Here is a 22,723-nt window from a genome sequence, read left to right on the forward strand (position 1 = left end):
GGTGAACACCCCCGTCCCTTCCCAGGTTCTGGCGCGTAAGTGGCGTCCGCGCACCTTCGACGACATGGTGGGACAGGAGACGATCGTGCAAGCCCTGCGCCATGCCCTCAGGAGCGGACGCCTGCATCAGGCATATCTGCTCACGGGAACCCGTGGTGTCGGCAAAACCACCCTGGCCCGCCTCATGGCACGGGGCCTGAACTGCGAACAGGGCCCCACCGATGTTCCCTGCGGGCACTGCCCGGCATGCATCGGCATCGAGGAAGGGCGCTTTCCCGACCTGCTGGAGGTGGATGCAGCCACCAACACCCGCGTCGAGGAAATGCGCGAGTTGCTGGAAAACACCCAGTACCTGCCCGTGGCGGGCCGTTTCAAGGTGTACCTCATCGACGAAGTCCACATGTTGTCTCGCTCGGCCTTCAATGCCATGCTCAAAACTCTGGAAGAACCGCCTCCCCACGTCAAGTTCATTCTGGCCACCACCGACCCCCAGAAAGTACCCGTCACGGTGCTCTCCCGTTGTCTGCAGTTTTCTCTGCGCCCTTTGCCACCCGCCCAGATTGCAGACCGTCTGCGTCATGTGCTCGAACAGGAACAGTTGTCTTTCGAAGCCTCGGCCTTGCCCTTGTTGGCTGCTGCCGCTCAGGGCAGCCTGCGCGATGCCCTGAGCCTGCTTGACCAGGCCCTCGCCTTTGGCGGCGGAGAAGTGCGCCAGGAACCGGTCCGGGCCATGCTTGGCACCCTCGAGCGCAGCGCCCTGCTGGATCTGGTGCGCGCACTGGCCGAGGGCGATGGAGAAACGTTGATCGCCTGCGCCGACACCCTGGCCGAACATAGTCTGTCCTTCGACCATGCCTTGCAGGAACTGGCCGTCCTGTTTCATGATCTGGCGCTTCTGCAAGCCATTCCCAAAGCGCCGGCCCTGCAGGACAGTGCCCGGGAGCTGGGGGCCTGGCGGGAACGCTGGCCTGCCTCCACCCTGCAATTGCTGTATCAGATTACCGTGCAGGCACGCCGCGATTTGCCCTTTGCACCCGATGAACGGGCCGGGTTTCGCATGGCATTGCTGCGTCTCCTGGCCTTTCAACCCGGACCGCCCGTGCCGCTCCCTGCGCCATCGCCCGTCGTCCCCTTTGCTCACCCCACCGTACCCGATTTGGCGCCTGCGCCTGCCGCAGCCCCGCAGCGTGCGCGCCTCCCGCCGGCCATCGATGACTGGGCCGGCCTGGTGGAGCGTCTGCAATTGATGGGCATGACCCATGAACTGGCCCGCCATGTGGAATGGTTGGGCATGACCCAGCATCAGATCCGTCTGCGCCTGGCGCGTAAATTTGCCCATCTGCTGCCTTACCAGGAAAATTTGCGAACCGGTCTGGAAAGTGTTCTGGATTGTGACCTGCGCCTTTCCATCGAGTTGGGCGATGAGGAAGGCACCAGCGTCGCCCAACAGGAAGCTCAAACCCAGGCCCAGGCCCACCAGCGAGCCCTTCAGACTCTGGCTCAGGATCCCTTCACCCAGGCGGTTCGTGACGTACTGGGGGGGACGCTGGTAGAATCCAGCGTCAAACCCCTTCCCCAAGGAGAAAAATCATGATGAAAGGTGGCCTTGCCGGCCTGATGAAACAGGCTCAGAAGGTGCAGGATAATCTGCGCCGCGCCCAGGACACCTTGGCCCAAATCGAGGTGGAAGGCAGTGCCGGTGCGGGCGCTCTCAAAATTCGCAGCACCTGTACCCATGAAGTCCGCCAAGTCAGTATCCAGGAAAGCCTGATGGGTGACCGCGAAATGCTGGAAGACCTGCTGCTGGTGGCGCTCAAGGATCTGCAACGAAAAATCGATGAGGTCTCCCAGCAACATATGTCCGGACTGACCGGGGGCATGGGCCTGCCTCCAGGCATGAAACTACCCTTTTGATCCTCCATGTCCCGCGCCCATCCCCTGTCCCGGCTCATCGATGCCCTGCGCGTATTGCCCGGCGTCGGACCTAGGACGGCACAGCGCATGGCCTATCAATTGCTTCAGCGCCAGCGTAGCGGCGCCGAGCAATTGCTCGCCGCCCTAGTGCATACCCTGGACCTGGTCACCCAATGCAGCCACTGCAACAATTATTCCACCACGCCGATCTGCGAACTGTGTCAGGATGAGTCCCGCGATCCGCACCTGTTGTGCGTGGTGGAAACACCCACCGATCTCCTGATGATGGAACAAACCCTGGCTTATCAGGGCCATTATTTCGTGCTCATGGGACACCTTTCCCCGTTGGACGGAATTGGATCACAGGATATTCACTTACCCCGTCTGGTGACACGCATTCAGGGTTCCGCCCTGGAAGAAGTGATCCTGGCCACCAATCTGACGGCAGAGGGGGAAGCCACCGCCCACGCCATTGCCACCCTGCTGCGCCCGCTTGGACTGCGTCTGTCCCGTCTGGCCCGGGGTGTGCCGGTGGGTGGAGAACTGGAATACATCGACAGCGGCACCCTGGCCCAGGCCTTGCGGGAACGACGCCAGGCCCTCAACTGAGTTACAGGAGACTTTCATGCTGGACATTCAATGGTTGCGTAACGATCTGAAGCGCGTCACCGCAGGGCTGGGGACGCGCGGTTACCCCTTCGACCCCGCCCAGTTTCAGGCACTGGAAAGCGAACGAAAAGAGGTACAGGTACGCACCCAGAGCCTCCAATCCGAACGCAACCAACTGGCCAAACTCATCGGTCAATGCAAGGCACGCGGCGAGGAAGCCACCGTTCATCTGGAGCAGGCAGCTGCCGTCAACCGCCAGTTGGGCGAACTGGAAGCCCGTCTGGCCGACCTGCAAAAACGCCTGGAAACCCTGCTCTTGATGTTGCCCAACCTCCCCCACGAATCCGTTCCCGTGGGCCGTGACGAACAGGACAACGTGGAACTCCGCCAGGTGGGCACCCCCCCCGTCTTTGATTTTCCGGTACGCGACCATGTGGAGATTGGCGAAACCCTGGGGTTACTTGATTTCAAGGCTTCCAGCAAATTGTCCGGTGCCCGTTTCTCGGTTCTCAAGGGCGGTTTGGCACGGCTGCACCGGGCTCTGGCCCAATTCATGCTTGATACCCATACCCAGACCCATGGCTACACGGAAGCCTATGTCCCCTATCTGGTGAATGCTGAAACGCTGCGCGGCACCGGCCAGTTGCCCCGTTTCGAAGCCGACCTGTTTGCGGTTCCGCGCGGTGAACAGGAAACCCACTATCTGATTCCCACGGCCGAAGTCCCCCTCACCAATCTGGTACGGGACGAAATCCTCAAGGAAACCGACCTGCCCCTGCGCCTCACCGCCCATACGCCCTGTTTTCGTTCCGAAGCCGGGGCCTATGGCAAGGATGTTCGCGGTTTGATTCGCCAGCACCAATTCGACAAGGTGGAACTGGTCCAGATCGTTCATCCCGACCGTTCCTATGAGGCCCTCGAAGAACTGACGGGCCACGCCGAGCGCATCCTTCAACTGCTCGAACTCCCCTACCGGGTCATCGTCCTGTGTACCGGCGACATGGGTGCCGGTTCCAGCAAGACCTATGACCTCGAAGTCTGGTTGCCGGCGCAACAAACCTACCGCGAAATCTCTTCCTGCAGCAACTGCGAGGCTTACCAGGCACGCCGCATGCAGGCCCGTTTTCGCAATGAGGCGGGACGCACGGAACTGGTTCACACCCTCAATGGTTCGGGGGTTGCCGTGGGACGTGCCCTGGTGGCTGTTTTGGAGAACTATCAGACCGCCAGCGGGGCCGTGCGCATCCCGACGGTACTGCAGCCCTACATGGGCGGAGAAAATCTGATCGGGCCGTGACTCATCCCAGGAAAAACGCGGGAATTCGGCTCGGTATGCACGAGAACGTCGTAGTAACTCCGTACATTCTCCACTAACCGCACGGGCTCTCCGCCCCGTGCAAACCCATACCGTACCTTCTCGTAATACCGTGGTTCCGCCAGCAGCGGCAGGGTCTGGCGCAGGGCATTCCAGGTCCGGTCATCCAGTCCCTTTTGCCGTGCCAGTCGGCGTGCATCTTCTACATGGGCCTGCCCCACATTGTAGGTCGCCAAAGCAATCCAGGTCCGGTCCGGTTCCTCGATGGACAGAGGAAGTTCGTTGCGGATCTGCGCCAGATAGCGCGCAGCAGCAGGCACCGCCTGATTCGGGTCGAGACGATCCGTCACGCCCAGATGATCCGCCGTATCTGCCGTGAGCATCATCAATCCCCGCACCCCGGTGGGGGATACGGCCTGATTGTTCCAGCGCGATTCCTGAAAAGACAAGGCAGCCAGCAAACGCCAGTCCAGTCCCGACAAACGTTCAGCCGCCCGGAATATCGGACTTAGATTGGGCAGGCGAATCACCCGCTTCTGTAAAAATTCCAGGGCATCGTCATGGGATAACGCCCCCACCGATCCATAATAACGTTCCACCACCTGGGCCAGTCCTCCGCTATTCCGGAATCCTTCCATGAAATGCAGGGCCGCCTCGTACAACAGGGATGACCCGACGGGAAAAGCCCATGCCAGAGGGATTTCCTGCCCAATGCCGAAAGCCACCGCCAGATCAGGGTAATCATTTTGGGCCAGAGCAATTTCCTCCGAGGCCCCCACGGCATACTCCACCTGTCCCTCATAAACCTGGCGCAGCAAATCCTCTTCTCCCATACCTCGCGGAGCCCATTTCCAGCGCAGCCCAGGCACCTGGGTACGCAGATTTTGCAATTGGGCCTCCATTTGCGGGTTATGAACCAGAGTCAGCGGATCCTTCACGAGATCAGCCAGGGAGTGCGGGGCAGACTGGCGCGAGGCATTGAAGACGATCTGAAAACGGCTGTGATAGTAAGGAGGGGTGAACAGGAAGCCCTGGGCGGTGGATTCCTTCCCCCCTTCGGGCAGGGCGGCAAAATGGGCCTTTCCCGTGCGCAGTGCGCGCACGACTTGCTCCTGATCATCCAGGACCAGGAAATGCACCGGTTTTCCCAGAAACGCCCCCAACCCAAGGGCCAGATCATGCTCGATACCCAGCGTCCGCCCGTCTGGCTCGGTCCAGTAGCTGCCGGGAGCCCGGCGGGTTGCCACCACCAACTCGGGCAGGGAGCCCAAGGCCGTCAGCGGGGGAAGCACGGGGGCCTCTTCCAGGGTTTGTTCGCCCGGATCGGGGGGATGCTCGCTGTGGCGCAACCACACACCCCCACCCAGCACCAGCAGAACCAATAGCAACAGCCGTTCCGGACGACGCCACAGGTGTGCGCCCAGCCACTGCCCCAGGGTCATCACCCGGGCTTGTGTTACCATTCCGTGTTGTCCTTTATTCAAGATCGATCATGTCTCCTTGCGTGGTTATCATTCCCGCCGGCGGTTCGGGAAGCCGGTTTGGTGGTCCGGTTCCAAAGCAATTCTCCCTGCTCGATGGGGTTCCCCTTCTGCATCATACACTCCGTATTTTTGATGCACACCCGCGCATTTTCAAGATTTATCCCGTACTCTCCGCCCTGCCCGAGGATCTCGGTCTGGCTTGGCCCTTCTCTTCCACGCGGGTCCAACCCCTGGCCTGCGCCGGCCCCACCCGGGCCCAAACCGTGCTCAATGCCCTCCAATCCCTTCAGTCCCTTCATCCGCCGGACACCTGGGTGCTGGTCCATGATGCCGCCCGCCCCTGCCTGTCCCGCGCCACACTCGACCGATTGATCCAGACCCTGCAGGATGACCCGGTGGGCGGACTGTTGGCCATTCCCCTGAGCGACACCCTCAAGCGCCAGAACGATCACGACTGCGTGGCAACCACCCTGGATCGTACCGGACTGTGGGCAGCCCAGACCCCCCAGATGTTTCGTCTGGGAAGTCTGCTGGAAGCCCTGCGCGCTCACCCCGCCGCCACAGACGAATCTTCCGCACTGGAGGGCATGGGCCTCGAGCCTCGTCTGGTCATGGGAGAAATCACCAATCTGAAGGTCACCTGGCCCGCCGACCTGATATTGGCCCAAGCCATCCTGGAGGTTTGCCATGCGCATCGGTCAGGGATTTGACGTACACGCTCTGGTGCCTGGACGTCCGCTCATCCTGGGCGGCGTAACCATCCCCTTCGAGCGGGGACTGGAGGGGCACTCCGATGCAGATGTCCTGCTCCATGCCATTTGCGATGCCTTGCTGGGTGCCGCGGCACTGGGCGATATCGGACATCATTTTCCGGACAGCGACCCAGGCTGGAAAAATGCCGACAGTCGTGTCCTGCTCCGCGACGTTTATCGACGCGTCAAGGAAGGCGGGTATCGTTTGGGCAATCTGGATGCCACGCTGATCCTGCAAGCGCCCAGGGTGGCACCCTATCTGGCGCAGATGCTGGACCATCTGGCCGCCGATCTCGAAACGCCGCGCCCGCAAATCAACTTGAAAGCCACCACCACTGAAAAACTGGGGTTTACCGGACGGGGCGAAGGCGTCGCAGCACAGGCCGTGTGCCTGCTCATGCCGCTCTGATTTTAAAGATCGAGCCAATGTCCCAGGCGCTGGCGCTTGGTTTCCAGGTAGGCACGATGTTCTTCGTCCACTGCCACTTGTAAGGCCACCCGTTCCACGATTTCCAGTGGCGGCTGTTCCAACTGGCGAATCTTGTCCGGATTATTGGTCAACAAACGCAGTTGGCGCACCCCCAGGGTAGTCAATATCTCCACTACGCCTTCATAACTGCGGGCATCCACGGGAAGGCCCAGATGCAGATTGGCGTCCACCGTATCCAATCCCTGATCCTGCAAGGCATAGGCCGCCAACTTGGCCCGTAACCCGATCCCGCGCCCTTCCTGTCCGCGCAGATACACGAGCACCCCGGCCTGGGCCTGCCCCAGCAATTCCAGGGAACGCGCCAACTGGGGTCCACAGTCACAACGACGGGAGAACAGGGCATCCCCGGTGAGACATTCGGAGTGAATCCGCACCAGCACACCGGGTGTGCCGGCCACATCCCCCCGTTTGAGCACCAGATGTTCTTCGCCCTGCACGGAAAACACCCGGGCGCTGAATTCGCCATGAACCGTTGGCATCCGCACCCAAGGCATCGCGGAAGAATCGAAGGACATCCATAAACTCCAGAAATTGATGAAAAACCCATCAAAAGAGGCATTCTAACAAATCCCTGCGCTCCCCATTCAGGAACGCAGGCGCAGCAACCCCACCAGAAACGCACAAAAGAGGGAAAAAACCAGAGCAGCATGGGGCCAGGGTCCCCAGGGCAGCCGCTGCCAGAGACTATCGCTGGCCAACATCGCTCCCCCCACCTGGGCGAGCAGAGCAGCGCCCAGCACCACCACCCAGGGAAATCGTTCGAAGAGACGCAGCAACAGGGAACTGCCCATCACCACCAGGGGCAAACTGGTGAGCAAGCCCAGAATGAGCAGCAGATGATCGCCGCGCGCCACGCCCGCCAAGGAAAGTACATTATCCAGACTCATGAACACATCGGCCACCAGAATGGTACGAATGGCCCGCCAGCGCCCTTGCACCGGGGACTCTCCGATCTCCGAAGGTGCTTCAGGTGCCCCCAACCCGTAGGACACCCACAGAAGCACCGCGCCACCCAACAGTTGAATCCCCGGCCAGGCCAACAGGGAGGTGGCCAATAATGTCAACCCAATGCGCAATCCCACCGCGCCCAGACTGCCCCACCACAGGGCGATGCTGCGTTGGGCCGGCTCGAGCCGACAGGCTGCCAGGGCAATGACCGCTGCATTATCCCCGCTCAGGATCAGATTGATGAGGATGATCTGTCCCAGAGCCAGCCAGAACGTCATGTCCATGGGAGGATCAGGAAGGTCTCACGGTCAGAACGATCTTGCCGGTATGGGCACTGGATTCCATCAGTTCATGGGCCAGGGATGCGTGTTGCAGGGGGAAAGTCTGGTGAATCACCGGCTGGATGAGCTTCTGGTCCAGCAGCGGCCAGATGCGTGCCTGAAGTTGCCGGGCAATTTCACCCTTGAACCCGGTGGAACGGGAACGCAAGGTGGAACCCGTAACCGTCAGACGGCGGCGCATCAGGTCGGCCAAATCCAGTTGTCCCTTGGAACCCCGCAGGAAGGCAATCAGTACCAGCCGTCCATCCTCTGCCAGCGCCTTGATTTCCCGGGGCAGATAATCTCCCCCCACCATATCGAGAATGACATCGACCCCCCTACCCTGCGTGACCTCCCGGATCACCTCAAGGAAATCTTCTTCCTTGTAATTGATGGCGCGCTCGGCCCCCAGGTCCACACAGGCCGCACATTTTTCGGCAGACCCCGCCGTGACGAAAACCCGATGTCCCAGGTGATGCGCCATCTGAATGGCGGTGGTCCCGATGCCACTGGACCCTCCCTGCACCAGCAGGGTTTCTCCGGGTTTGAGCGCGGCTCGTTCAAACACATTGCTCCAGACAGTAAAGAAAGTCTCGGGCAGGGCCGCCGCCATGATTGCGGTAAAGTCCCGGGGCCAGGGCAGGCAGGTCAAGGCCGGCGCCACACAATATTCGGCATACCCTCCACCGGCCAGCAGGGCACAGACCCGGTCTCCTTCCTCCCACAGGGTCACGCCTTCGCCCACTGCCATCACTTCCCCGGCCACTTCCAATCCCGGCAGGTCAGAAGCATCGGGCGGCGCGGGATAAAACCCGGCGCGTTGAAAACAATCCGGGCGATTGACCCCTGCCGCTTCCACCCGAATCAAAACCTCCCCCAATCCCGGGCGCGGCACGGGACGATGGTTCCAAACCAGAACCTCCGGCCCCCCCGCCCTGGAAATTTCCACACACCCCATATTCACCGGTACATCCCACATAATCCTTTCCCCCCTGAAGAGATCCTCCGGGCGAGTCACTCGCCCATCCTGCAGGCGGAGCATAGCATGTCTGTGGGATAATCCGCCCATGACCCCCCCTAACTCCCCTGTCTGGCCCAGGGATACATGGACAGCTCGTCCTTTGCGCTCAAACCTGTCCCAGGCCCATCGAAACTGGCTGACCACGCCGGATTCCCTCACGTCCGCCCTCAAAGCCGTCTGCCCCCGGTTTCAGGTCAAAATCCTGGAAACCGGCACCCGCTTTCCCTTTCCCGACGAGGCGCGTCTGCTCAAAATTTCCTGTCACCAACAGGTCTGGAGCCGTGAAGTCCTGTTGTGCAACGGGGCGTTGCCCTTGGTGTTTGCCCGTAGCATCCTGCCCCTGAGGGACTTACCGCGCGCCTGGCCCACTCTGGATGCCCGTGATCCTCGCCCCCTCGGGGAGTTCCTCTTTACCGATGCCCGGATCCGGCGTACCCCCCTACATTTCCAAAAACTTTCCCTGAACCACCCCCTCCGTGTACGACTGGACCGGTTTCCCCTGGACTTGCCCCCCTGGGCGCGCCGTTCCCTGCATGTGCGTCAGGGATCCGCCTTGCTGGTCACCGAAATTTTTCTCACACTCCCCCCCCACCGTTCCGACCCTGCCCAGGCACTGTCTTTTTTTGCATAACCTTAAGGTTTTCTTATATACTTGGGATGTTCAATCTGCTACTCCCATACCCCATCAAACTTTCGGCCTCAAGGATTTATGTCTGAAAAAATAAAAGTTCTGGTGGTGGACGATCACGCCATCATTCGCAAAGGCATCACCCAACTCCTCCGTGACACCGAAGACATGGAAGTGGTGGCTGAAGCACAAAACGGGGCGGAAGCCCTGCAATTGATTCGGGACAATGCCTATGGCGTCGTCTTGCTGGACATCAGCATGCCCGGCGAACATGGCATCGACGTACTGATCAAGATTAAGGACCTCAAACCCAACCTACCGGTCCTGATCCTCAGCATGTATCCCGAGGATCAGTACGCCATCCGTTCTCTCAAGGCGGGTGCCTCCGGGTACATCAACAAGCAGGATGCCCTGAGCCAGATGGTGATTGCGATTCGCCAGGTTTCCACCGGACGCAAGTACATCAGCAGCGAACTGGCCGTTCAACTGGCGGAGAACCTGACTCATCAAAATCAGGATCTCCCCCATCAGACCCTGTCTCACCGCGAATACCAGACCCTGTGTCTGATCGCTTCCGGGAAAAAATTGAGTGAAATTGCCGAAATCATGATCCTGAGCGCTAAAACGGTGAGCGTCTACCGGGCCCGTCTACTGGAAAAAATGAAAATGCGCACCAACGCCGAGTTGATCCATTATGCCATCACGCACCATCTGGTTCCCTGATCCTCCCTCAGTGGACGAAAATCGATTCCACTGCCTTTTCCAGCACCTGAACCAGCGTACGCGCCAGCACCCCCCCCACTGAAAACTGGGGATCATCCAGCGACCCGGCAATGGGCAGATTCACCATGATCCTGCCCTGGGGATCCTGCAGCAGGGAAACCGCCAACGCCACGGGAAAGTGGGTGATTCCGGGACTGGCCACCGGTTTTCCAAAAGTCAGTTCATTCAAAACCAGGTGATTGGTGGCTTGCAGGTCATGGTTCCGGACCGAATAATGCGCATCGAAGGACAATTTCCCCCGCTCGATGTCATACCCCACATATTTTCCTGAATAGGGACTGAACTGCATCAGATCCATTCCAGTCACCTGAGCCGTCATGTCCAGAAACAGATTCTGCGCCAGCGGATTGATCTGTCCTTCAATCAACAACGGGGCATCATGAACCCGTCCACGCAATTCCAGACGGGCCGTGGTATTTTCCGCCGAGGACAGTCCCTCGATTTTTCCGCCCAGACGGGTGAGATTGGCTTTATAGGGGGGATGCACATAGTCGTCCCGATAGTGGATCGTCCCCCCCTGCAAGGTGACTTTGCGGATCACCACCGCCGCCTGCGCAACCACCGATGAACTCTCGGGCGGGGAAGATCCTGCGGATTTTGGCACCGAGGGAGAAGAGACGGGCAAGGGATTCAGCAAATTCACCCAGTTCAGGGTAGCATCCGGCAAGAGGTGGAGCCGGACATAAAAATCGCTGAGCGCTACCTGATCCAAGCGCAGACGCAGGGGATTCAAGGTGGCCTCCCCCTGTGTAAACAGAGTCTTGCTGCGCCACAGCCACTGACCGCGGCGCCCTTCACGTACCGCCAACTCATCGGCCTGAGCCTGCCCTCGATAGCGCACTTGCCAGACCTGGGGCGAAGAGAAAGACCCATCCAACACCCCCTCCAGGGATAACTGCCCGCTTTCCAACCGAACCTGTGCATAGCGTGCCAACCAGGGCTGTACCGGTCGTAAATCCAGATGTTGGGCATGCACGGTCAAGTGCGCCCCCTGTGCCCTCAGGTCCACGGGACCGGCAATTTGAAGACGGCCCTGCGCCCCCACCTGCAACGCCAACCACAGGGGCAATGGAGTCCGCACGGAAACAGGCCAGGCCAGTTTTTCCACGGTTCCCTCGAGTTTGCTCAGCGGTAAAGAGGGAAACGCCGCTTCAGATACCCCCACCGGGCGAATCTGCCCATCATGCCCCATCAGGTGAATTACTCCAAAATTCACCGCCCCCCCGTTATAGCGCACACTCGGGGCGCTCAACTGGACATCTTGCAGGAGGATCTCCAGGCCGGCGACCCGCCCCTTGATCTGAGGAACGGATAAGCGAAGTCCGCTCAATTTTCTCTGCAATGCGCCCCAGTTAGGACCCCAAAAGGCAAAGTGCGTGGTCAGAGCACCGGGAGAAACCGAGCACGACGGAATCCAGGGCGCCAGATCAAGTCCCTGTACGGACAAGTCTCCTTCTCCTCTCAATTCCGAGGAAAAAGGACGAATCCGTGCCTTCAGGTCAAGGGACGTTTCCAGATCCTCAAGTCCCAGAACGAGAGTCTGCCCATCGGCTTCGTAGAGCCGAACCCCATGAGCCTGAATCCGAAAAGGAAAAATCTCCACCTTGAGCGAGCCGATCTCCAACCGGTGATGGGTCTCCTCTGCCCAGTGTTGCGCCTGCCGGTGGATCACCCCAGGCAACCACTCAGGCATGGTCAGCAAGCCCGCCAGCAAGCTGCCCAAGAGGATCCCCAGCCCCCACCCCAACTGGCGCACGATTCAAACAGCCTTCAAGACGACTCCCGCAGCATCCACTACGGTCATCCTTCCCAATCTTCCATTCGCAGTCCCGCCACGCGACAGAATTCACCTGTGTTGTGGGTAATCAGGGTGGCATCGTGAGCGCGCGCAATGGCGGCAATCAGAGTGTCGTTCGGACCGATAGGCTTGCCTTGGGTCAATAGGTCAGCGTGAATTTGCCCATAGTGTTCGGCACATTCATCATCAAAAGGCAGGCTTTGCAGTGGGGCAAAAAAGGCTTTGAGTAGTTGCAGATTGGCTTCTACCCGTTGACTTCGCCTTGCGCCATAGAGCAATTCTGCCTTGACCACGCTACACATCGCAATGTCTGCAGGAATATGCTGGCGAAAATGTTGCAGGATAATCGGATGTTTTTCGTTGAGCAGATGGATACAGACATTGGTGTCGAGCAGATAAATCATCTGATTTTCAGCCGCTCCTCCAAGGGCAATAGAGCCATGCGCTCCAGAGGCTCACCTTCCCATTTTCCGAAGATATCAAAATAACTTTCAGGCCAATCTGCGCAGGCACCTGCGTCGCGTTTGACCAGTTCCGCCAGATAACGAGAAAGGCTCAGGCCGGATTGTGTGGCTTTGCGATGTGCTTGTTGCGCAAGTTCTTCAGGAACATAACAATGCAGTTGAACCACGAGATTCTCCTTGCCTATGTGCCATACGTGGATTCTAGCAAAATTGGGCGACGACAACATCATCAACGCGAGCAAGTCGGCCTGTCCAAGAGCGAATTCAAGACGACTCCCGCAGCATCCACTACGGTCATCCGCACCGGAATCCCCTGAGCCACACTGCGACCTACCGTACAAAATTCTTCAAACTGACCCAGGATACGGTCAAGATGGGCATACTTCGTCCCTTCCTGCGGCAGGTGCAACGCCACCTGGATCTCCAGCACGCGCAAGCGCCCTGCCGGATTGCGCCCGATCTCTGCCCCGCCCTGCACCTTCAATGCGCCTTCCACCGTCGGATTGAACTTGTGCAGGGCGAAATACAAGGCATCCGCCAGGCAGTTGGACACGGCGGCCACCAACAATTGCGCCGGCGTGGGGCCCTTACCCTGCCCCAGAGGAGGAGACTCATCGCCCAGCCAAGCAGGGCCTCCGGTACCGAATTGAATTTCGAAACAAAAGTGTTCCTGCTGGGTCAGCGTCACGCCATGCGTCAGACTCACTGGGGTTTTCCACCCATATCCAAAGGTTTGCCCTGCGCCAGACTGGTCACATACACGGTCAGGGCCGTCAATTCGTCACTGCCATAAGCAGGCGCCTTGCCCTGGAGGGCCATGCCCACACAGCCCCGAATCTGGTCCTGCAACGTAAACACCCGCCCCGCCTTCGCCTTGTAACGGGGAAAGATGGCCGCTGCATTGGTCAGACTGGGAATGGCTTGGCCGTCGGGACGACGTCCTGGTCCCACCCCGCCATTGCGATGGCAGGATTCACAAAACGCGCCATTCCCATCAAAGGTCGCATGACTGAACAGATCTTTCCCCTGTTGCACCACCTTGTCCAATTCGGGATCCAGTCCCGCCCCCTGGGCCACCACCATCCAGCTTCCCAACACCAGCCCCAGTAACCCCTTGATGTTCGTTCTTCCTGTCATGATCTTCCCTCCGAAATTGAAACCAATGATTTTTTTACCCTTGAACCCATCGTATTTCCGTCTTGACAGAGGGGGGTCCGCCACTCCTGTTGCAAACAATTTTCGATGCAGTGATGATACCCGAATAGTACTGACTGGCGGCGATCTCTTCCATCGTATTGGCCCTCCCCGTTCATTGCCTTTGGACTCTACCAAACTATTTTCCGCCACTCCGGATGGCCGCCCTCCCCGATGGGAGAGAAATTTAACAAATTTATTGACATAAATCAAATTTTCAGGCAAACTGAACATACCGAGCAACGGTGTGCTCAAGAACCCTTAAATAGGGGGTTATCATGGGATACTTCGGACATGAGATGTTGGTCTGGGTAGAAATTCTTTCGGTCTTTGGCTTTGCAGTGTTGGTTACCATATTGGACACTGTGGAGTGGGACAGTTGTATTGAACAAGACAAAGCCGACCTTGTCCATCATTGATTTACCTGTGGATGACGCAAACTATCCCTTGCCTGTCAGCGTGGGATACGGGGGTCAAAAAGACCTCCTGATAAACAAATCGCCCGACAATCGACATTACCCGGTTGCCGGGCGATGGTACTTTACGGCGGTAATGACGACACCTTCATCGCGCCCATAAACGGTGAGGTACCTCACTTGGCGATCCCCAAGAACACGGCCAGGCAACGCTCAACTTCCGTCATCACCACCCCATCGATGCGCCCAAAGGCCTGACCCAACTTGTCCCGCTTCACGGTCATGGCTTTGTCAATCATCACTTGCGAAGGCTTATTCAAGCCATTCTCGGCACTTGGCTGAATAGGGGTACGTAGCAAAGGAGCAGCAACCAGCGTGCTTGTCATCGGTAACACCGTAACAGTTGCGTGCTCGCCAAATTGATCGGCCTGAATTACCAAGGCGGGTCTTGGTTTACCAAAGTCGCCTTGCATGACAATGGTTACAAAATCACCCCGCATCATTCCGTCCAGCCTTCCATGTCCGCCAAGGCTTCATCCATGAAGTGTTGCAGATTTGTATCGACCATGTCCGTCTGAGCGACGAGGCGGGACTGACGGCGGCATTCCTCAGCGAAGTCTGGCCGTCGTGTATCCGGCACCCAAATTTGAATCGGTCGCAGGCCAGCCATGCGCAACGTATCACGGTGTCTCTGAACTCGTGTATTCACATGTGTTGCCATTTCATCCCCACAGAGTCGTTACATGCAACATTTTAGTTGCATTCGTCGTTACATGCAACACATGTTATTCGAACGCAGCGACAGGTTCATGTCGACAATCAGTCTCATGCCATGGCTAGCATGACCCTGGCTTCTGCTTCGCTTTCGCCACCGGACATGCAACCGGCTTCATTCCCACGGGTTGAACAACGAAACTCGCGCCTTCGCGTAGTCACCCGTATCCCGTGTCACCACTGTCAGGCCATGGTGCAACCCCGTCACAGCGATGATGAGGTCAGGTTGCGAGAACGTATAACCAGATTTACGCCCATCCTCAATCAGCAGTCGCCACTTGAACATGATGTCCTCGGTCACGGGAAGAATGCGCTGATCGAACATTGGCCGCACTTTATGGGTCAACCACTCGTTCAATTCAGCCCGGTGATTGGCGTCGGTGAGCAATTCGATGCCAAAGCGGAGTTCAGCCAGAGTCACCGCGCTGACGAACATAAGATCCAGCGGTTGCGCAGCCACAAACGCCACCACCTTCGGCTCAGGCCGGGGACGCCGCAGTTCGGACAGGATATTTGTATCGAGAAGCCAACCCGTCACAGAATCACGTCTCGCACCGGCATAGGTGAACGTCGAGGCTCGATCCCGATGTCACGGTGCGGCGAGGCTTGCATGGCGTCGATCAGTGCCTGACCGGTGGGACTGCCCTTGAGGCGTTGGAACTCTTCGGCGGCAACGACGACAACTTCATCGCGCCCATGAACGGTAACGTGCTGCGCCCCCTCGCAACGCACCAGCCGCACCAACTCGCTGAAGCGCGACTTGGCATCCTGAAGCGACCAGTAGCCAGGGCGAGTTTTTGACGACCTTGGCTTGAGCGGGAAGGTGGGTGTTTTCGATATTCTAGTCATGCTGACCAGAATAGCACAATCCGCTCATCCCCAACATGTCCACCAAAATAAAAAACCGAGTACAAACTGCTTATCTGTCATCAGCAACTTGAAATTGGGCCAAAAGCAGCAGTTTGAAATTGGAAGCCAAGTAGGCCAAGAGGAGCTGATATTTTCATGCGGCTTCTGTCAGTTACCCACACAGTGGGTTCCATGCGTAATTATGTGATACAGTTAATACATGTATTCAAAAGGAGGTTGTGGCATGGCTACTTCGATTCGACTGGCTCCAGAAACAGAGCAACGGCCTAAACCTCCCCATGCCTAAAGGCAGGGGGTTCTAAGGGCGAACCCACCGGGGTCTCCTGGCTCTCGTCTCGGCCCGAAGGGTTGCTCTTCGAGTTCGACTACAGCATCCAGGCCATGACCAGCGGCAAACCCTCTATCACAAACGACCTGCTCTAACGGTGTTGCCACCGTGATTTTGCCTGAAGGCTCGATCTTCGCAGGTTCGGAACGCAGCCACCCCGTTTGCAGCAGCACAGGTTTCTGAGCCGCCCACATCGTTTCGATATGGGATGGGTGGTGCGTGTTGCTCATAACGCAGCGTGCGAGGAATGCGGAATAAACATCCCGTTGCACAACTCCCGATCCATCCCCCAGCACATGCCACCGCTGACTGAGCGGCTTCTTTGTGCAAACTCCGGTGGTGTGGTCGTACTGCGACATTTTCAGCGACCAGGTGTGCAAATCAATCAACTTGCCGCCAGCACTTTCAGCCTTGCGACGCAATTGTTCGACAAACATTCCGGGTGCTCTGACTTTCACGCTCTTGCCATAATTCTTCTGGAAGGCGAGGTAAGACAGGGTTTCGGACTGGATGACATTTCCCAGTCCGAGAATCTGGTTGGCAAGCTCACCATGGGCGCGTTTGCGTTCGGCGGCCAGCTTGCGTTCTACTTCCGCATACTCGGTGCGGATTGCCGTGTAACGTTTCGATGGTGTGAACTTCTGGCCTTTTTTCCACGTCCCGTTCGCGTTAAAACAATGAGGGTTCGTGGCTCGCTTAGACCTGTCCATGGCACGTTGCAAGCGGCGGGTTTCTTTCCATGGCTGAACCACGGTGTCGCAGAATTTCACCAGCGATGCGGAGTTGTCGCCGACCACAGCAACCGTGCTCGGACCGATGTCCAGACCAACGATTTCGCCACAAGCCTGCTCGTGCTTTGCCGGGGCGATGCCTTCCTGCATGAGTTGCACAAACCAGCGGCGTGAGCCGGAAACAACGCGCCACAGCACGCGGCAATACTTTGTTTTATTGGTGAGCGCTTGGTGCAAATACGGGTCTTGTGTTTTGGAGGGTAGCAAGGCCGGTAGCGTGAGGTCGCCAAACTCGATACAGCCCGTTTCAGGCTTCCAGATGATGTTGGCCGCATTGGTGGTTGCCTCAAGCGAATGCAGGGGGCGGGAAGCACCTTTAAAACGTGGGCGACCGCGTTTGCCGAAGGCGTATTGCCGCATGGCCGCGAACACCTGCTCCGCGATGCGCTGGGTTACGTTAGAACCAAGCCGGTCTTTCCAGCCCGCTTCATTTTTGCAGGTACGGGCAAAGGTGATGATGGCCGCAGGCGTGAACCCTGCTTCTTTCGAGAGCCGCTTAAACTCGTCGGAGCGCAATTTCTTGTCGGCGATGGTGCGGGTGTGCTGCCAGTCTTTGGACTGCTTCAGCAAGCCATGGCGGCGAAGTGCTTCGCCTAAAGTGGCGTTGTACAAACGCCTACCCGCCTCCATGCGCCCGATCAGTATCCGGTCTTCACCGGGTTTCACAACCAGGGGAATGCTGAGAACAAAGGTGGGCGTGGCGGTGCGTTTCATTTGTGCTTTTGCTGCTCGATATATTGTTTAACCACTTCAAGCTGCGTATTCTGGTGAAAGCACTTGACGCAATCCATCAAAAAACCTTCAAGACAAATCTATCACCTGCGTATTAAATTACCATGACAGACGAAACAAGTATCCTGATCACAGGACGCTTCTGAGTGGGAATCGAGGTATTTGTGGAGTGAGCAGAACGAACGGCTGATGGCTTTATCTGGTCACCGTTGGCCATCACTCCTGTGCTAGAATCTAATCCATCCGGGTTGCCCGGCAAGGCACGAGCGTGGGCAATCATACCCACTGAAACCAATTCCCATGCCGTTCCAGAAAGCTATCCATCCCGTACTGTCCCTCCCGCGCCTGACAAAACGCTTGCTGGTGCTGACTGTAGATGCCTGTCTTTGCGTGCTCACAGTCTGGTTGGCCTATTACCTGCGTCTGGGCGAATGGGTCTTCCTGTCCGGCCCCCCTCTTCTAGCGGCGGTCACTTCCGTTGCACTGGCCCTGCCCGTGTTCATTGCTTTTGGCCTCTACCGGGCCATTTTCCGCTATTCCGGATGGCCAGCCCTGATGGCGGTCACGCGCGCCTCCTTTGTCTATGGCCTGATGTTCGCGGCCATTTTTACCGCCATCGAAGTGCCCGGGATCCCGCGCACCGTGGGATTGATGCAACCCCTACTGTTGCTGCTGACTGTGGGGGCTTCCCGGGCCTTGGCGCGCTTCTGGCTGGGCGGGGAATACCAGAACCTGCTGAAACATGACACCTTGCCCAGAGTGCTGGTGTACGGGGCTGGAACCTCGGGGCGCCAGTTGGCAGGCGCTCTGGCCCACAGCCATGAAATGCGCGTGGTGGGTTTTCTCGACGACGACCACCGTCTGCAGGGCAACGTGCTGGACGGACACCGTATCTATGCCCCTGGCGATCTGCCGGCCCTGCGGGAAACCCTCAGAGTCAACGATGTACTGTTGGCCATCCCTTCGCTCAACCGACACCAGCGTAATGAAATCCTGGAGTTGATGCGCCGCTCCCGCGTATCGGTGCGCACCCTGCCCCGCATGGCTGACCTGGCCCAGGGACGGGTCAGCATCTCCGCCCTGCGCGAACTGGATCTGGAAGATCTGCTGGGCCGGGAACCCGTGACCCCCAACCCTATCCTCCTCAGAAAAAATATCCACGACAAGGTGGTACTCGTAACCGGCGCCGGTGGCTCCATCGGGAGTGAACTGTGCCGCCAGATCGTTGCCCTGAACCCGACCATCCTGCTGCTGCTGGAACAAAGCGAATTTGCCTTGTACGAATTACACCAGGAACTGCTCCCCCGGGCACCCACCTTCAAATTGGTGCCTCTGCTGGCCTCCGTGCAGGACAACCGACGCATGCACGAAATCCTCTCCACCTGGTCGCCCCACACGGTGTACCACGCCGCCGCCTACAAACATGTGCCCATGGTGGAACATAATCCGGCGGAAGGGCTCAAAAACAACGTACTGGGCACCCTCACCACCGCGCTGGCTGCTCTGAAAAATGGCGTGTCGGACTTTGTATTGATCAGCACGGACAAGGCCGTACGCCCCACCAACGTAATGGGAACCAGCAAGCGTCTGGCTGAAATGGTCCTTCAGGCCTTGGCCGTGGAATCCTCCGCCACCCGCTTCTCCATGGTGCGTTTCGGCAACGTGCTGGGATCCTCCGGTTCCGTGGTGCCCCTGTTCCGCCAGCAAATCAAGGACGGGGGACCCATCACCCTCACCCACGGGGAAGTGACCCGCTATTTCATGACCATTCCCGAAGCCGCCCAACTGGTCATCCAGGCGGGTGCCATGGCGCGGGGGGGAGATGTGTTCGTGTTGGACATGGGAGAACCTGTCAGGATCATGGACCTGGCGCGGCGCATGGTGGAACTGTCCGGTCTGCGGGTGCGTGACCATGAGGATCCAGAGGGAGATATCGAAATTCATGTGACTGGCCTGCGCCCGGGAGAAAAACTCTATGAAGAATTGCTCATCGGCAACCAGCCCGAACCCACGACCCACCCACGCATCATGAAGGCCCATGAAGATTTTCTGGGATGGTCAGAACTGAACAGCAAGCTCGATTCCCTCACGGTAGCCCTCAATACCAACGATGTAGACCTGATCCGGTCATTGCTCCAACAACTGGTCCCCGGATACCAACCGGAAGGCGACATCGTGGACTGGGTACACCTGGAACGACAGACAGAGGCACCGGAGAGATAACCTCTCTGCCGAATCCATGGAAACTAGCCCCCCAACCGACCGATGACTTGATTATAATCCCGGTCATGTCTCCCTCTTCCCCCAGACCTGCCGGGATTGGTCACGCCACCCTGATCAACGCGCTCGGCACGGTCATCCCCGGCCTCGTCATGGTGGCCACCGTGCCCCTCTATATCCGCTCCATCGGCGAGGCGCGTTATGGCGTTCTGGCTCTTCTCTGGCTGTTGCTGGGTTATTTCGGGATCTTTGACCTGGGTTTTGGGCGCGCCCTCACCAACCGCTTTGCCGCCCTTCCCCCCGGTGCCCGAATTCTCCGCCAACGAACTTTCTGGACCGGACTGGGGCTCAGCCTCGGTGCCGGGTGCTTGGGCGGCGGAATTCTCTATGCTCTGGGGACTCACTTTTCGGATACCTTTTCCTTGGTCGGCCCCTTGCGTGAGGAATGTCTGGCTACCTTGCCCTGGGTACTGGTGGCCCTGCCTTTGGTCACGGTTCTGTCCGTTCTATCCGGGGCCCTCATGGGTCGGCAAGCCTTCGTTGCCATGAACGCAGGACAAGCCATCGGTAATTTGTTGTTTCAGTTATGCCCGCTGATCCTGGCCCTGAGCCACCATCCCACCCTCCCGGCCCTGGTGCCCGCCGCCCTGCTGGGTCGAGCCGTCAGTGTCATCGTCCTGGGACTCGCCTGTCAGCGCCTTATCCCGCTAACCGGGCGCCCCCACTTCGCCGCCCAGGAAATCAAACCTCTGCTCCACTACGGAGGGTGGGTCACGGTCACTGCCTTGGCCGGTCCCCTGCTTACCGTATTCGACCGTTTCGTCATCGGGGCCCTCAGCGGGATCACAGCGGTTACTGCTTATACCGTACCCTTCAATTTGGTCAATTATTTGATGATTTTCCCCGTCAGTCTGCAAAAAGCGCTTACCCCCACCCTGACCGCCGCATCGGAACCCGAGGCTCGACAGTACGTCCTGAACTACACCCGTCTCCTCACCGCACTCATGACGATCACGATCCTCCTTGCCCTGCTGGGCATGAGACCTTTCCTCGACCTGTGGTTAGGCCCCCGATTGGCCCCAACCACAGGGCCCATCGGAACCATCCTGCTGCTGGGCATCTGGGCCAATGCTTTGGCATTCATTCCCTTCACCCACCTGCAATGTCGCAACCGTCCCGACCTCCCTGCCCGCTTTCACTTGCTGGAACTCCTACCCTATGGCCTGACGCTGTGGGGACTGATTTCTGCCTTCGGGGCAGAGGGTGCTGCCTGGGCCTGGAACCTGCGCATTGGCGTCGATGCTCTCCTGCTGTTCTGGGCGGCAGGTAGCCTGGATGCCCTGCGTCATAGTCTGGGTCCCGCTTTCTTGCTCACCCTGGCCTTCGTCCTGACGCAACTTCTGCCCTACGCCTCCTTCCTCTACCTGGCCCTGGCCAGTCTTCTGGTCCTGTCCACCCTTTGGAATTCCTGGGTACTGCTCCCGCCCCACTGGCGCAAACGATTCTTTCACCGGTGAAAGACAGCAAGTGCCACCCAACGGAGTGTGGAGATCAAGTGAGTTCTGAAAAGAAAAATTATCACCCTATTCTTTTACAGTTACTTCATTGTGATTGATTTACCCTAGGGATGACGTTTACACTCGAACTGTAGCCCCCTGATGAACCAAGGATGATCTTGAATCGTATCGACCCTGCCACAAAAGAAGCCGTCCAGCATTTCCTCCCACTTATGGCGGGTCATGAGGCCAAGGCGGGCACGCTCGACTCTCATGTTCGCCATGGGCGCTGAATTCATGCCCATGTCCGACGATCCCAACTGCGAAATGGAGTCATGACCCCCTGGCCAGAAGAACAACTGGACAGCGTCACGCTTTGTCCCCTTTGTCATGCCCCGGAGCGTACCGTACTCCATGAGGGACTGACCGACCGGATCTTTTTCAGTGCGCCCGGACGCTGGACCCTATACCGTTGTACTCGATGCCACTGCGCCTATCTCGATCCCATCCCCAACCAGGCCAGCATCGCCTTGGCCTATCAGAATTATTACACCCACGGGGCAGAGCCCTCCGGCACCTCCTGGCTAGGGCGTCTCAAACAATCCCTGTTGAACGATTACTTCAACGCCCACTATGGGAGTTCCCTGTCCCCCCATTCACCGCTCGGACGCTGGCTGATTCCCTTGCTGCCCCTCTTGAAAAACAAAGCCGACATGCAAGTCCGTCATTTGCCCTGTTCTCCCCAGACCCCCAAGGTTCTGGCGGACATCGGTTGCGGGAACGGCGACTTCCTGGCCCTCGCCGCCCACCTGGGGTGGGACGCCTGGGGAACTGATATGGACCCGCAAGCCGTGGAATTCGCCCGTCGCCGCGGCACCAAGGTACACTGCAGCGGTCTTCCGGATACGGGACTCCCCGCACATCACTTCGATTACGTCACCCTCAGCCATGTCATCGAACATGTGCCCGACCCCCGCGCCACCCTGCGGGAAATGTGCCGCATTCTCAAACCCGGCGGACGTCTTTGGGTAGCCACCCCCAATCTGGACAGTTTCGGTCATGAACGATTCGGGCATCACTGGCGTGGACTTGAGCCTCCCCGTCACCTCGTCCTCTTCACCCAGGCCACCCTCAGCCAATTGTTCAAAGAACAAGGATTCACCCACCTGACGGTTCACCTGCCGGAATTACCCAGTCGGTGGCTGTACCAATCCAGCCATCGCATCGAGCAAGGAAAAGATCCTTACGACCCCCAAGCAGGTTCTCTCCCCTTGCCCTTATTCCTTCAATCACTGCTGGCTGATCTGCGGGTGATGTTCCAGACCCCCGAGCGGAGCGAATTTCTCACGATCTCGGCGCAAAGTCCCGAACGCTGA

General features: G+C 58.4%; 25 protein-coding genes. 11 read left to right on the top strand and 14 right to left on the bottom strand.

Annotated features, from left to right (window positions below; translation table 11 throughout):
• The first annotated feature begins 1 nt into the window (after position 1).
• From dnaX to serS, 4 genes are read left to right on the top strand one after another with little or no spacing between them, the layout of a single operon-like run.
• Positions 2-1,594: a DNA polymerase III subunit gamma/tau gene (dnaX, locus tag HO274_RS04750; protein ID WP_273121822.1), complete on the top strand. Its 1,593-nt coding sequence runs from the start codon at positions 2-4 to the stop codon at positions 1,592-1,594.
• Entirely contained in the window at positions 1,591-1,914 is a 324-nt protein-coding gene (locus HO274_RS04755; RefSeq protein WP_031596861.1) for a YbaB/EbfC family nucleoid-associated protein, read from the top strand. The genes dnaX and HO274_RS04755 overlap by 4 nt, the downstream gene beginning before the upstream one ends.
• A 6-nt stretch (positions 1,915-1,920) precedes the next feature.
• Positions 1,921-2,523, top strand: coding sequence for a recombination mediator RecR (gene recR / locus HO274_RS04760; protein ID WP_031596859.1), 603 nt, complete (start codon positions 1,921-1,923; stop codon positions 2,521-2,523).
• Positions 2,524-2,539: 16 nt separating this feature from the next.
• Complete coding sequence (serS, locus tag HO274_RS04765; RefSeq protein WP_031596856.1) at positions 2,540-3,820, top strand: serine--tRNA ligase; 1,281 nt, start codon at positions 2,540-2,542, stop codon at positions 3,818-3,820.
• Here the strand turns inward: serS and mltF are convergent.
• Entirely contained in the window at positions 3,787-5,301 is a 1,515-nt protein-coding gene (gene mltF, locus HO274_RS04770; protein ID WP_273121826.1) for a membrane-bound lytic murein transglycosylase MltF, read from the bottom strand. The two genes, serS and mltF, sit on opposite strands and share 34 nt — an antisense overlap.
• Before the next feature lie 29 nt (positions 5,302-5,330).
• Here mltF and ispD point away from each other — a divergent pair, with 29 nt between their 5' ends.
• Together ispD and ispF are read left to right on the top strand one after the other, a co-directional pair.
• The gene (gene ispD / locus HO274_RS04775; RefSeq protein WP_273121828.1) at positions 5,331-6,032 is read left to right on the top strand and encodes a 2-C-methyl-D-erythritol 4-phosphate cytidylyltransferase; all 702 of its coding nucleotides are present in this window, start codon (positions 5,331-5,333) and stop codon (positions 6,030-6,032) included.
• Positions 6,010-6,483 (top strand): 2-C-methyl-D-erythritol 2,4-cyclodiphosphate synthase, encoded by a 474-nt coding sequence (gene ispF, locus HO274_RS04780; RefSeq protein ID WP_273121830.1) that lies wholly within the window; start codon positions 6,010-6,012, stop codon positions 6,481-6,483. The genes ispD and ispF overlap by 23 nt, the downstream gene beginning before the upstream one ends.
• Positions 6,484-6,485: 2 nt before the next feature.
• Here the strand turns inward: ispF and ribA are convergent, their stop codons facing one another.
• The 3 genes from ribA to HO274_RS04795 all read right to left on the bottom strand — a co-directional run bounded on the left by ribA (position 6,486) and on the right by HO274_RS04795 (position 8,790).
• Positions 6,486-7,079, bottom strand: coding sequence for a GTP cyclohydrolase II (gene ribA, locus HO274_RS04785; RefSeq protein WP_035417296.1), 594 nt, complete (start codon positions 7,077-7,079; stop codon positions 6,486-6,488).
• A 69-nt stretch (positions 7,080-7,148) separates the two neighbouring features.
• The gene (locus tag HO274_RS04790) at positions 7,149-7,796 is read right to left on the bottom strand and encodes a YjbE family putative metal transport protein (RefSeq protein ID WP_031596848.1); all 648 of its coding nucleotides are present in this window, start codon (positions 7,794-7,796) and stop codon (positions 7,149-7,151) included.
• 7 nt (positions 7,797-7,803) lie between these two features.
• The gene (locus HO274_RS04795; protein WP_031596847.1) at positions 7,804-8,790 is read right to left on the bottom strand and encodes an NAD(P)H-quinone oxidoreductase; all 987 of its coding nucleotides are present in this window, start codon (positions 8,788-8,790) and stop codon (positions 7,804-7,806) included.
• 109 nt (positions 8,791-8,899) lie between these two features.
• Here HO274_RS04795 and HO274_RS04800 point away from each other — a divergent pair, with 109 nt between their 5' ends.
• Positions 8,900-9,484: a chorismate--pyruvate lyase family protein gene (locus HO274_RS04800; RefSeq protein WP_273121832.1), complete on the top strand. Its 585-nt coding sequence runs from the start codon at positions 8,900-8,902 to the stop codon at positions 9,482-9,484.
• A 78-nt stretch (positions 9,485-9,562) separates the two neighbouring features.
• Entirely contained in the window at positions 9,563-10,204 is a 642-nt protein-coding gene (locus tag HO274_RS04805) for a response regulator (protein WP_273121834.1), read from the top strand.
• Between the two features lie 7 nt (positions 10,205-10,211).
• Here HO274_RS04805 and HO274_RS04810 read toward each other — a convergent pair whose 3' ends face one another.
• The 10 genes from HO274_RS04810 to HO274_RS04855 all read right to left on the bottom strand — a co-directional run bounded on the left by HO274_RS04810 (position 10,212) and on the right by HO274_RS04855 (position 17,613).
• Positions 10,212-12,020, bottom strand: a complete 1,809-nt coding sequence (locus HO274_RS04810) for a DUF748 domain-containing protein (RefSeq protein WP_273121835.1) — start codon at positions 12,018-12,020, stop codon at positions 10,212-10,214.
• Between the two features lie 44 nt (positions 12,021-12,064).
• A complete protein-coding gene (vapC, locus tag HO274_RS04815; RefSeq protein ID WP_420537391.1) occupies positions 12,065-12,463 on the bottom strand; it encodes a type II toxin-antitoxin system tRNA(fMet)-specific endonuclease VapC in 399 nt (132 codons plus the stop codon).
• Positions 12,463-12,693 carry a hypothetical protein gene (locus HO274_RS04820; protein ID WP_273121839.1) on the bottom strand — a complete coding sequence of 77 codons (231 nt, stop codon included), beginning with the start codon at positions 12,691-12,693 and terminating at the stop codon, positions 12,463-12,465. Before HO274_RS04820 ends, vapC begins: the two co-directional genes overlap by 1 nt.
• A gap of 62 nt (positions 12,694-12,755) precedes the next feature.
• Entirely contained in the window at positions 12,756-13,232 is a 477-nt protein-coding gene (locus HO274_RS04825; RefSeq protein ID WP_273121841.1) for an OsmC family protein, read from the bottom strand.
• A complete protein-coding gene (locus HO274_RS04830) occupies positions 13,229-13,663 on the bottom strand; it encodes a c-type cytochrome (RefSeq protein WP_273121843.1) in 435 nt (144 codons plus the stop codon). Before HO274_RS04830 ends, HO274_RS04825 begins: the two co-directional genes overlap by 4 nt.
• 649 nt (positions 13,664-14,312) lie before the next feature.
• Positions 14,313-14,639 (bottom strand): type II toxin-antitoxin system PemK/MazF family toxin, encoded by a 327-nt coding sequence (locus HO274_RS04835; protein WP_031596839.1) that lies wholly within the window; start codon positions 14,637-14,639, stop codon positions 14,313-14,315.
• Positions 14,636-14,857, bottom strand: coding sequence for an antitoxin MazE family protein (locus tag HO274_RS04840; protein WP_273121846.1), 222 nt, complete (start codon positions 14,855-14,857; stop codon positions 14,636-14,638). Before HO274_RS04840 ends, HO274_RS04835 begins: the two co-directional genes overlap by 4 nt.
• Before the next feature lie 168 nt (positions 14,858-15,025).
• On the bottom strand, positions 15,026-15,448 hold the full coding sequence (locus tag HO274_RS04845) for a type II toxin-antitoxin system VapC family toxin (protein WP_031599221.1): 423 nt from the start codon (positions 15,446-15,448) through the stop codon (positions 15,026-15,028).
• Positions 15,445-15,759 carry a type II toxin-antitoxin system prevent-host-death family antitoxin gene (locus tag HO274_RS04850; protein ID WP_031599223.1) on the bottom strand — a complete coding sequence of 105 codons (315 nt, stop codon included), beginning with the start codon at positions 15,757-15,759 and terminating at the stop codon, positions 15,445-15,447. The genes HO274_RS04845 and HO274_RS04850 overlap by 4 nt, the downstream gene beginning before the upstream one ends.
• Positions 15,760-16,062: 303 nt before the next feature.
• On the bottom strand, positions 16,063-17,613 hold the full coding sequence (locus HO274_RS04855; RefSeq protein WP_273121848.1) for a transposase: 1,551 nt from the start codon (positions 17,611-17,613) through the stop codon (positions 16,063-16,065).
• A 318-nt stretch (positions 17,614-17,931) separates the two neighbouring features.
• On the opposite strand from HO274_RS04855, the gene HO274_RS04860 reads away from it, so the two are divergent.
• From HO274_RS04860 to HO274_RS04870, 3 genes are all read left to right on the top strand, one after another.
• Positions 17,932-19,854, top strand: coding sequence for a polysaccharide biosynthesis protein (locus HO274_RS04860; protein WP_273121850.1), 1,923 nt, complete (start codon positions 17,932-17,934; stop codon positions 19,852-19,854).
• A gap of 65 nt (positions 19,855-19,919) precedes the next feature.
• Entirely contained in the window at positions 19,920-21,368 is a 1,449-nt protein-coding gene (locus HO274_RS04865; protein WP_051862726.1) for a flippase, read from the top strand.
• 314 nt (positions 21,369-21,682) lie between these two features.
• Positions 21,683-22,723: a class I SAM-dependent methyltransferase gene (locus HO274_RS04870; RefSeq protein ID WP_273121852.1), complete on the top strand. Its 1,041-nt coding sequence runs from the start codon at positions 21,683-21,685 to the stop codon at positions 22,721-22,723.

Origin of the sequence: Ferrovum myxofaciens (assembly GCF_013181415.1) — a bacterium.
Taxonomy (GTDB): Bacteria; Pseudomonadota; Gammaproteobacteria; order Burkholderiales; family Ferrovaceae; genus Ferrovum; species Ferrovum myxofaciens.

Bases quoted from the DNA above. Each gene is read 5' to 3' on its own strand.
- ispF (WP_273121830.1), top strand. From the start codon at position 6,010: ATGCGCATCGGTCAGGGATTTGACGTACACGCTCTGGTGCCTGGACGT.
- mltF (WP_273121826.1), bottom strand. From the start codon at position 5,301: ATGGTAACACAAGCCCGGGTGATGACCCTGGGGCAGTGGCTGGGCGCA.
- HO274_RS04840 (WP_273121846.1), bottom strand. From the start codon at position 14,857: ATGGCAACACATGTGAATACACGAGTTCAGAGACACCGTGATACGTTG.
- HO274_RS04865 (WP_051862726.1), top strand. From the start codon at position 19,920: ATGTCTCCCTCTTCCCCCAGACCTGCCGGGATTGGTCACGCCACCCTG.
- HO274_RS04755 (WP_031596861.1), top strand. From the start codon at position 1,591: ATGATGAAAGGTGGCCTTGCCGGCCTGATGAAACAGGCTCAGAAGGTG.
- HO274_RS04830 (WP_273121843.1), bottom strand. From the start codon at position 13,663: ATGACAGGAAGAACGAACATCAAGGGGTTACTGGGGCTGGTGTTGGGA.
- HO274_RS04805 (WP_273121834.1), top strand. From the start codon at position 9,563: ATGTCTGAAAAAATAAAAGTTCTGGTGGTGGACGATCACGCCATCATT.
- recR (WP_031596859.1), top strand. From the start codon at position 1,921: ATGTCCCGCGCCCATCCCCTGTCCCGGCTCATCGATGCCCTGCGCGTA.
- ribA (WP_035417296.1), bottom strand. From the start codon at position 7,079: ATGTCCTTCGATTCTTCCGCGATGCCTTGGGTGCGGATGCCAACGGTT.
- HO274_RS04860 (WP_273121850.1), top strand. From the start codon at position 17,932: ATGCCGTTCCAGAAAGCTATCCATCCCGTACTGTCCCTCCCGCGCCTG.
- HO274_RS04795 (WP_031596847.1), bottom strand. From the start codon at position 8,790: ATGGGGTGTGTGGAAATTTCCAGGGCGGGGGGGCCGGAGGTTCTGGTT.
- HO274_RS04855 (WP_273121848.1), bottom strand. From the start codon at position 17,613: ATGAAACGCACCGCCACGCCCACCTTTGTTCTCAGCATTCCCCTGGTT.
- HO274_RS04870 (WP_273121852.1), top strand. From the start codon at position 21,683: ATGACCCCCTGGCCAGAAGAACAACTGGACAGCGTCACGCTTTGTCCC.
- HO274_RS04790 (WP_031596848.1), bottom strand. From the start codon at position 7,796: ATGGACATGACGTTCTGGCTGGCTCTGGGACAGATCATCCTCATCAAT.
- ispD (WP_273121828.1), top strand. From the start codon at position 5,331: ATGTCTCCTTGCGTGGTTATCATTCCCGCCGGCGGTTCGGGAAGCCGG.
- HO274_RS04835 (WP_031596839.1), bottom strand. From the start codon at position 14,639: ATGATGCGGGGTGATTTTGTAACCATTGTCATGCAAGGCGACTTTGGT.
- HO274_RS04850 (WP_031599223.1), bottom strand. From the start codon at position 15,759: ATGACTAGAATATCGAAAACACCCACCTTCCCGCTCAAGCCAAGGTCG.
- HO274_RS04800 (WP_273121832.1), top strand. From the start codon at position 8,900: ATGACCCCCCCTAACTCCCCTGTCTGGCCCAGGGATACATGGACAGCT.
- serS (WP_031596856.1), top strand. From the start codon at position 2,540: ATGCTGGACATTCAATGGTTGCGTAACGATCTGAAGCGCGTCACCGCA.